The organism is Streptococcus ovuberis (assembly GCF_012396585.1).
Lineage (GTDB): Bacteria > Bacillota > Bacilli > Lactobacillales > Streptococcaceae > Streptococcus > Streptococcus ovuberis.
Genome location: NZ_JAAXPR010000002.1, coordinates 197,984 through 206,731, shown reverse-complemented (window position 1 = coordinate 206,731; position 8,748 = coordinate 197,984). Strand labels below are relative to the sequence as shown.

Below are 8,748 nucleotides of genomic sequence, written 5' to 3'. Positions count from 1 at the left end.
AATTATCCAGTGGATGATTTCTTCATGAGCTTAGAAATAAGAAGGCGAATTAACATGACATCGCACTTGATTCTTGAGTGTGAAAGAATACGAAGATCCCTTTAGGGATAATGGCAAGTAATACTAACGCCTCTTTAAGAGGCGAGTGACGAGTCAAAAGCGGTTAGGCTTGAACAAAGTGAAAGAGAGCAGCATAGGCGCTGGCTGGTGTCGTGGGCTTATAGCCCTTATTCAAACCACCCGTTTGACGGGTGGTCATGATTTAACACAAAATCGCCCAGAATTCCCGCTCTTATGCAAAGCATCTAGGCAATTTTTACTTCTGAAACGGCAAATACTTGGAGACACTCATCGGTGCAAAGCATTTGTCACATTAATTTAAGGTTAGAAACCTTCAACGTTGGTGTAGATTTTCTGAACGTCTTCATCATCATCAAGGGCATCATAGAGCTTCTCAAAGATCGCAAGATCTTCGTCACTGAGGCTGACTTCAGATTGAGGCAACATTTCCAGCTCAGTCACTTGAAACGCTGTGATCCCTGACTCTTGCAGAGCCACGATAGCTTTGTGTAGATCTGTCGGAGCGGTGTAGACGGTGATAGTTCCTTCTTCTGCTTCAACATCATCTACTTCAACATCTGCTTCAAGGAGCAATTCAAAAATGCTGTCTGCGTCGTCGCCAGAAAAGACAATGACCCCTTTTTTATCAAACATGAAGGAAACTGAGCCTGAGGCTCCCATATTGCCCCCATTTTTACCAAAGGCTGCACGTACATTAGCTGCGGTACGATTGACATTGTTGGTCAGAGTATCTACGATAATCATGGAACCATTTGGCCCAAACCCTTCGTAACGTCCCTCTGTAAAGGTCTCATCTGTATTGCCCTTTGCCTTATCAATGGCCTTGTCGATGATGTGCTTAGGCACCTGCGCCTGCTTGGCACGGTCGATAACAAAGCGTAGCGCTCCGTTGGTCTCTGGATCTGGATCACCTTTTTTGGCTGCTACATAGATTTCAACGCCGAATTTGGCATAAACTTTTGAGTTGGCACCGTCTTTCGCGGTCTTCTTCGCCACAATATTGGCCCACTTACGTCCCATGGGAATCTCCTTTTACGTGTTTTCATCTAGCAGGGCTAGAAGGATTTCGGTTTATTATACCACAAATCACGAAGAGAGAAAATAGGAAACTTAGGCTTGAGTGTAAAAAGCGATCGCCTCAGAGACAAATCTCGCTGTCCCCTCACCTGCTGCCTGGTCAATGGTCTGAGTGAAGCGATTGTCTTCTACATACATGAGGCCCAATCCTTGCAAGATCTCATCAGTGCAAGGGTAATAGTGTTTGGTAATGGTGTCTTGTAAGGCCTTGACCTGACCTTGGACAGCAGGATCTGTCACAGGCAGGTCTAAGAGCTTGCCAAATCCAGCAAAGACAGTCATCAATTCTTGGTTGCTGGCTTGCCAGTCTTGGTCTGTCGCAGTCTCGGTAAAGGCTTGAAAGGCCGCTGTATCTCCCCAGCGTTTTTGGGCCTCCTCTTGGAAGGCTGCTAATTGATCTTGGTTAAAAGCTTCTAAGTTCATCGGTTGTTCTCCTTTGATGAGGTCATTGGCGAGCTGAACAAGGGTTTCCAAGCGGTCTCTGCGAAGTTCTAAGATGCGAACATGGTCCCTCAGAACAGACTGTCTAACTGCCTGGCTACTGTCCATCAGCTCTGCTATTTTCTTCAGAGGAACATCTAACTCACGAAACAGCAAGATGTCTTGCAACCGCATGAGGGCCTTATCGTCATAAAGCCGGTAGCCGCTGTCTGTCACCTGAGTAGGGCATAGAAGCCCAATCTCATGGTAATAGTGCAGGGTGCGTACGCTCACACCTGCCAGTTGACTGACTTCTTTGACTGTTTTCATGACTGTTCCTCCTTGACTCTTATTCTATTCTATCACGTGGCGTGAGGGTCAAGCGTTTTTTGAAAAAATTTTAAAAAAATCAACTATACAGTTGACCTACATAGTTTAACGATATATAATAGAGATATAAAGTTAAACTGTATAGTTGAACAGACTAGAAAGGTAATGCCTAGTGAAACGACCCAAGCAACTTCCTTTAACGGAGACGACCTACTATATCTTATTGGCATTGATCGAACCTGCCCATGGCTACGCTGTGATGCAACTGGTGGACGATCTGAGTGATGGCGATGTCAAAATCGCAGCAGGAACCATGTACGGTGCCATAGAAAATTTGTTAAAACTTCATTGGATTGCCAGTGTTCCTTCCAACGATGCTCGGCGAAAGGTCTATCAGATCACTGAGGCTGGAAAAGAAATCCTTATTCTGGAAACAAAACGTCTTCGAAAACTCACTCAAATCGCTGAACACTTTCATTTGTAGGAGGGTATCATGAAAAAATGGAAACTATTCACTAACTTAAAAAGAGAAGAAGACTGGATAAACCGTATGCAATCCAAAGGATATCGATTGGTAGGCGTTCCTATTCCCCAACTCTATTACCACTTCGAACCTTGTGTTGCTGAACAAATCACCACTGTCCGAATTGATTTCCGAGATCAACTATCCAAGGAACAATACCAGGACTATCTCATGCTTTTTGAAGACAGTGGTTAGGAACACATTTCTGGATCACCGTCCAGTGGGAGTCACTACTTCCGTCAACTCGCTCATGGTCATGAAGACGTTCTGTTTTCTGATGAGGAATCGCAATTGGCTTTCTATCAACGGTATCGTAAAAGCGCCCTTGCCACAGCCATGATTTTCTTATGTTACAGTTTTATTCATTTCACCAGCATCTCCGATCTCGCTACTCCTTTTCAAGACCCTAAATCTCTATTTTTAACACCAGGACTTTGGCAGTTAGATGGTACAGATTTTCTATTCTCATTTCTCTTTGAATTGCCCTTTGCCCTCTTACGGGCTGGTGTCCTCTTTTATCTAACACTCGCCACAACCTTATTCTATCTCTACATTGCCTATCAGGCTAAACCGAAAAAATAATCTCTACTAAAAAGCCACCGCCTATGTGAATAGGTGGTGGCTTTTCTGATTAAGCTACTTTTTCTGTAATGACGACTTCCCCGTCAACCACGTCTGCTTGAAGCTCTTTGGCTTCCATATTGTCCAGGTAGAAGTCAGTGACCTTGTCACGGATTTGGCTCTCGATGACCCGACGAAGGGGACGAGCGCCCATGTTTGGGTCGTAGCCTTCTTCCATGAGGAAGTCTTTTGCTTTCGGAGTGACTTCCAGGCTAATGCCTTTCTTGCCGAGGGTCTGGTTGACTTGGGCAAGCATGAGGTCCACGATTTGTACCAGATTATCCTTGTTCAAATGGTTGAACTCAATCACGCCGTTGAAGCGGTTGAGGAACTCTGGACGAAAGAAGGGGGCAATCCGATCCATGATGTCCTGCTCCGCCATTTCCCCAGAAGAGCCATAACCAAAGCCAGCGTTAGACGTTGCAATGATAATGGTGTTCTTGAAGTTAACTGTGTTCCCCTGACCATCTGTCAAATGCCCATCATCAAGCACTTGGAGCAAGAGGGTAATGACCTGCGGATCAGCCTTCTCGATTTCATCCAAGAGAACAATGGAGTAAGGGGTTCTGCGCACCCGCTCAGTCAAAGTGTTGCTGTTGTCGTCGTAGCCGATATAACCAGCCGTCGCTCCAATCAGCTTAGACACTGCTGTGCGATCGCTGTACTCAGACATGTCCAGACGGATGATGGCATCCTTGTTGCCAAACATATCCAGGGCCAGTTGCTTGGCCAACTCGGTCTTGCCGACACCTGTTGGACCGACAAAGAGGAAGGAACCGATTGGGCGGTTACCCTCATCAAAGCCAGCACGGTTGCGGCGAATGGCCTTAGAGACAGCCTCAACTGCAGGATTTTGCCCGATGACCTTAGCCTCCAAGCGAGACTTCATATCCTTGAGGCGCTCTATGTCTGAAGCTCCCATTTGCGAAACAGGGATGCCGGTCATGCGTTCCACTGCCTCTGCTACGTCGTTAACGCTAGCCACGACCTTTTGGCTCTCGGTGTGGTTGTCCATCTGCTCTTGCAGTTTTTCAATCCGCACTTTTTCATTAAGGGCTGTTTCGTAGTCCTCCCGCTCTGCTGCTGCTTCTTGCAGACGTTTGGCTTCAGCCATTTCTGCTTCCAAGCTCTTGAGGTCTGTCGCAGGGTGTTGGGCTGCCAAGTGAGCTGCCGTCACGTCGATCAAGTCGATAGCCTTATCTGGCAAGCTGCGTTGTGGAATGTACTGCACAGAGTAATCTACTGCTGCCTTCAAGACACTATCTGGCAACTCGATATTGTGGTGGGCTTCATAGAGCGGCTTGATGCCTTTCAAAATCTCGTAGGTGTCCGCTGCAGACGGTGCATTGACCTTGACTTCGTTGAAGCGGCGGGCCAGCGCAGCATTTTTCAAGATGGTATTGCGGTACTCGTCTTGAGTAGTCGCCCCGATGACAGAGAGCTCGCCACGGGATAGGGCAGGTTTGAGAATATCCGCCAAGCCCTTAGAACCTTGACCATCGCCAGTTGAGCCAGCACCCAGGATTTGGTGGATTTCATCGAAGAAAATGATGATATTGCCAGCCTGTTTGACCTCGTCCAGCAGGTTTTGGACATTTTCTTCAAAAGCCCCACGGTACTGGGTTCCAGCCTCAAGTCCAGAGATGTCGATGGAGATGATTTCCTTGTTTTTGATGCTAGCTGGCACATCACCGTTGACAATAGCCTGCGCTAAGCCTTCGACAACCGCAGTCTTACCGACCCCAGCGTCCCCGACCATGACCGGATTGTTCTTGGTCCGACGGGCCAGGATTTCAGCCGTTTCCTGGATTTCCTTGTTGCGCCCGATGACAGGATCCAGCTTGCCTTGGCGTGCCTGCTCGGTCAAGTTAGTACCTAGTTTTGCCAGGATGCCGTCTTGCTTCATATTGCCTTGTTTTTGGGGCATAGCAGAGCTGGCTTCACTTTGCGGAAGATGACCAGTTTGACGGTAGTAGGCAAACTCTTCCGGTGTCACCTCACGACCGTTGATGCTGTAACGACGCCGCTCACTAGAGTAACCACCCATGTTGCCCATGAGTTGGTTGAAAATATCGTCCATGTTGTTGAAATTGTTAAAGTTGTTGTTCATAAATAAGATACCAAGAACCACTAGAAAGCGACTGAAAAATAGGAGGTCGGCTGATATCCTGATATCAGCTACGAGCTATCTTTTTTCCGAGCTTTCGGTTCGGGTTCAATTCCTTTTCTAAATTGTAATGTTTGTTAGTTTTGTGTATTATAATTGACCATTTCTGACCAATTTTCTAAAAATCAAAGTGACACCCTGTCAATCGTGGAATGATTTCTGGCTCAGCCAGGTACAACTGACCTTTACTGACCAATTTTTCAAAAAAGAATTGCCTGTCCATCTGACCAAGCCTCCCTTCTACGACTAATGCTGACGTCAGTTTTTGACCAAAACTGACCTTTTTGTCAAAAAATAGTGAGCAAACCTGCTCCTGTAAGGTTTTTCTATCCCTTACGATATCTAGTATACACCATTGGTCAGGAAAGGTCAATGGTTTTGTTTGACTTTCTTTGACCTTTCCCGCTAGAATGTAGCAAACCCCAACCTTCGCCAATAGGCAGGCTGAATTAAGTATCCTATAGCTATTCCACATTAAGGACGACATTTCGATAACGACCCCTGTGATAGCATTCAACCTATCCAATTGCTTATGCTTATACTAGTTGAGGTATTTTTGAAGTGGCAATACTATAACGTCCAAAAGGCATCTCTTTTAAGCAACACGGCACTTTCCCCAGAAAACATGGCAATTGAAAAGCCATCTCATCTTTCCGCACAAGAAAAAAACTCAGCCATCTGCCTATGACTGAGTTATTAAAATTAAAGTTTCTGCTTGAGATACTGACCCGTGAAACTAGCTGGATTGGCGGCAACTTCTTCTGGTGTGCCTGTCGCAATGATTTGGCCACCACCGACACCCCCCTCTGGTCCAAGGTCAATGATGTGGTCTGCTGTCTTAATGACATCCAGATTATGCTCGATAACCAGAACCGTATTGCCATCATCCACAAAGCGTTCTAAGACTTTAAGCAAGCGAGCGATATCCTCCGTATGCAGACCTGTTGTTGGCTCATCCAGAATGTAGAAAGACTTTCCTGTTGAGCGCTTGTGCAACTCACTCGCCAGTTTCATCCGCTGGGCTTCACCTCCAGACAAGGTCGTCGCTGGTTGGCCTAGGCTAACATACCCCAATCCCACATCCTGAATCGTTTGTAGCTTGCGGGCAATTTTGGGAATGTGTTGAAAGAAAGCCACTGCTTCATTGACTGTCATATCTAGCACTTGAGCAATATTTTTCTCCTTGTAATGCACCTCCAAGGTTTCGCTATTGTAACGTCGGCCATGGCAGACCTCACAAGGCACAAAGACATCTGGCAAGAAATGCATCTCGATTTTGATGATTCCATCTCCTGCACAAGCTTCACAGCGACCGCCCTTGATATTGAAAGAGAAACGCCCCTTCTTGTACCCACGAATTTTAGCTTCATTTGTCTGCGCGAAGAGATCACGAATATCATCAAAGACCCCTGTATAAGTCGCAGGGTTTGATCGCGGTGTTCGTCCAATGGGACTCTGGTCAATGTCAATCAACCGATCCAGGTATTGAATCCCTTCAATAGACTTGTGTTTACCTGGCTTAGCCGAATTACGATTGAGCTTTTGGGCAATCCCTTTTTTCAAAATACTATTGACCAAGGTTGACTTGCCTGACCCTGAAACGCCCGTGACAGCAATAAACTTGCCCAAAGGGAAAGTCGCGGTCACATTTTGCAAATTATTTTCCTTTGCACCAGTGATTCGGATAAACCGGCCATTGCCAGCACGTCGTTCCAGCGGAACCTCAATTTTACGCTTGCCCGAGAGATATTGACCTGTGATAGATTTACTAGATCTGGCGACTTGCTTTGGCGTTCCTGCCGCAACGATTTCTCCACCAAATTTTCCAGCCCCTGGACCAATATCAATCAGGTAGTCCGCCGCCATCATGGTATCCTCATCATGCTCCACGACAATCAAGGTGTTGCCCAAGTCCCGCATCTTTTTAAGGCTGGCAATTAGGCGATCATTGTCGCGTTGATGGAGCCCGATAGAAGGCTCATCCAGAATATAGAGGACTCCTGATAAATTCGATCCAATCTGGGTCGCCAAGCGGATCCGCTGGCTTTCTCCACCAGAGAGGGTTCCCGCTGCACGAGAGAGTGTCAAGTAGTTGAGCCCGACATTCTTTAAGAAGGTCAAACGGTCTATAATTTCTTTCAAAATGGGGCGAGCGATGGTTTCTTCGTTAGCTGTCAAAGCTAGATCCTTGACCAAGTCCAAATGGTCTGCAATGGAAAGGTCTGAAAGAGCCCCAATATGGATACCATCTTCTCCACCAAGTTTGATGGATAGGGCCTGATCATTTAGGCGGTAACCCTTGCATCTAGCACACGGTAACTCATTCATGTAGCCACTCATGACATTGCGAGTAAAATCGCTAGTTGTCTCGCGGTAACGCCGTTCTACGTTCGCTACGATGCCTTCAAACGGAATATCAATATCCCTCACCCCGCCAAATTCGTTTTCATAATGAAAATGGAAGAGTTCTCCCTTTGAGCCGTTTAATATTAAGTCTTGTTCAGCCTTCTTGAGGTCCTTAAACGGTGTATCCATATCAATCCCGAATTGAGTCATGGCCTGTTCCAACATCTGCGGGTAATAATTAGACGAAATCGGATTCCACGGCGCTAGAGCTCCCTCTCTTAGGGTCTTTTCCGGATCAGGGATGATCAAATCTTTATCCACTTCCAACTTACTTCCCAGACCGTCACACTCACTGCAAGACCCAAATGGCGCATTAAAAGAAAACAAACGTGGCTCTAGCTCGGGAACTGTAAAGCCACAGACTGGACAGGCATAATGCTCTGAAAACAGCAATTCTTGACCATCCATGGTGTCAATCACAACATAACCATCTGCCAGGCGTAGGGCCGCTTCCACTGAATCAAATAGCCTTGAGCGGATGCCATCTTTAATCACAATCCGGTCAACAACTACGTCAATGGTATGGGCAAATGTCTTTGGTAAGTCAGGGACCTCTGTCACATCATGGACCTCCCCATTGACCCGAACTCGGACATAGCCATCCTTTTGAATTTTTTCAAAAACAGTCTTATGTTGGCCCTTTTTCTTACGAATAACAGGGGCTAAAATCTGCAGACGCTGACGCTCTGGCAATTCCAAAATCCGATCGACTATCTGTTCGACGGAACTCGCAGAAATAGCTCCGTGACCATTGATACAGTAAGGGACACCAATCCGAGCGTAGAGCAGGCGCAGGTAATCATTGATTTCAGTCACCGTTCCGACCGTCGAACGTGGGTTTTTGGAGGTTGTTTTCTGATCAATGGAAATCGCTGGCGATAGCCCATCAATGCTATCCACATCAGGCTTGTCCATATTGCCCAAAAACTGTCTGGCATAGGCAGATAGACTCTCTACATAACGGCGTTGCCCTTCTGCATAAAGGGTATCAAAGGCCAAACTGGACTTACCAGACCCCGATAGACCTGTCACAACCACCAGCTTATCCCGCGGAATCTCCACATCAATATTTTTTAAATTGTGGGCACGCGCCCCATGAATCACAATCTTATCTAGCATACTT

At 46.5% G+C, this 8,748-nt stretch carries 7 protein-coding genes and 1 pseudogene; 4 read left to right on the top strand and 4 right to left on the bottom strand.

Annotated elements, in window-relative coordinates:
* Positions 1–53: 53 nt before the first annotated feature.
* Positions 54–121 (top strand): annotated as a pseudogene (locus HF992_RS02140) (IS200/IS605 family transposase); the annotation flags it as partial.
* 263 nt (positions 122–384) lie between these two features.
* On the opposite strand, the gene HF992_RS02135 reads toward HF992_RS02140, so the two are convergent.
* The gene (locus HF992_RS02135; protein WP_168548415.1) at positions 385–1,101 is read right to left on the bottom strand and encodes a YebC/PmpR family DNA-binding transcriptional regulator; all 717 of its coding nucleotides are present in this window, start codon (positions 1,099–1,101) and stop codon (positions 385–387) included.
* Between the two features lie 90 nt (positions 1,102–1,191).
* Positions 1,192–1,908 carry a MerR family transcriptional regulator gene (locus tag HF992_RS02130; RefSeq protein WP_168548414.1) on the bottom strand — a complete coding sequence of 239 codons (717 nt, stop codon included), beginning with the start codon at positions 1,906–1,908 and terminating at the stop codon, positions 1,192–1,194.
* Positions 1,909–2,080: 172 nt separating this feature from the next.
* Here HF992_RS02130 and HF992_RS02125 point away from each other — a divergent pair, with 172 nt between their 5' ends.
* The 3 genes from HF992_RS02125 to HF992_RS02115 all read left to right on the top strand — a co-directional run bounded on the left by HF992_RS02125 (position 2,081) and on the right by HF992_RS02115 (position 3,013).
* The gene (locus tag HF992_RS02125) at positions 2,081–2,392 is read left to right on the top strand and encodes a helix-turn-helix transcriptional regulator (protein WP_168548413.1); all 312 of its coding nucleotides are present in this window, start codon (positions 2,081–2,083) and stop codon (positions 2,390–2,392) included.
* Positions 2,393–2,401: 9 nt separating this feature from the next.
* On the top strand, positions 2,402–2,626 hold the full coding sequence (locus tag HF992_RS02120; protein WP_168548412.1) for a DUF2812 domain-containing protein: 225 nt from the start codon (positions 2,402–2,404) through the stop codon (positions 2,624–2,626).
* 96 nt (positions 2,627–2,722) lie between these two features.
* Entirely contained in the window at positions 2,723–3,013 is a 291-nt protein-coding gene (locus HF992_RS02115; RefSeq protein ID WP_168548411.1) for a hypothetical protein, read from the top strand.
* A 49-nt stretch (positions 3,014–3,062) separates the two neighbouring features.
* Here HF992_RS02115 and HF992_RS02110 read toward each other — a convergent pair whose 3' ends face one another.
* A complete protein-coding gene (locus HF992_RS02110) occupies positions 3,063–5,162 on the bottom strand; it encodes an ATP-dependent Clp protease ATP-binding subunit (RefSeq protein ID WP_168548410.1) in 2,100 nt (699 codons plus the stop codon).
* Between the two features lie 759 nt (positions 5,163–5,921).
* On the bottom strand, positions 5,922–8,744 hold the full coding sequence (gene uvrA, locus HF992_RS02105; protein ID WP_168548409.1) for an excinuclease ABC subunit UvrA: 2,823 nt from the start codon (positions 8,742–8,744) through the stop codon (positions 5,922–5,924).
* Between the last annotated feature and the right edge of the window lie 4 nt (positions 8,745–8,748).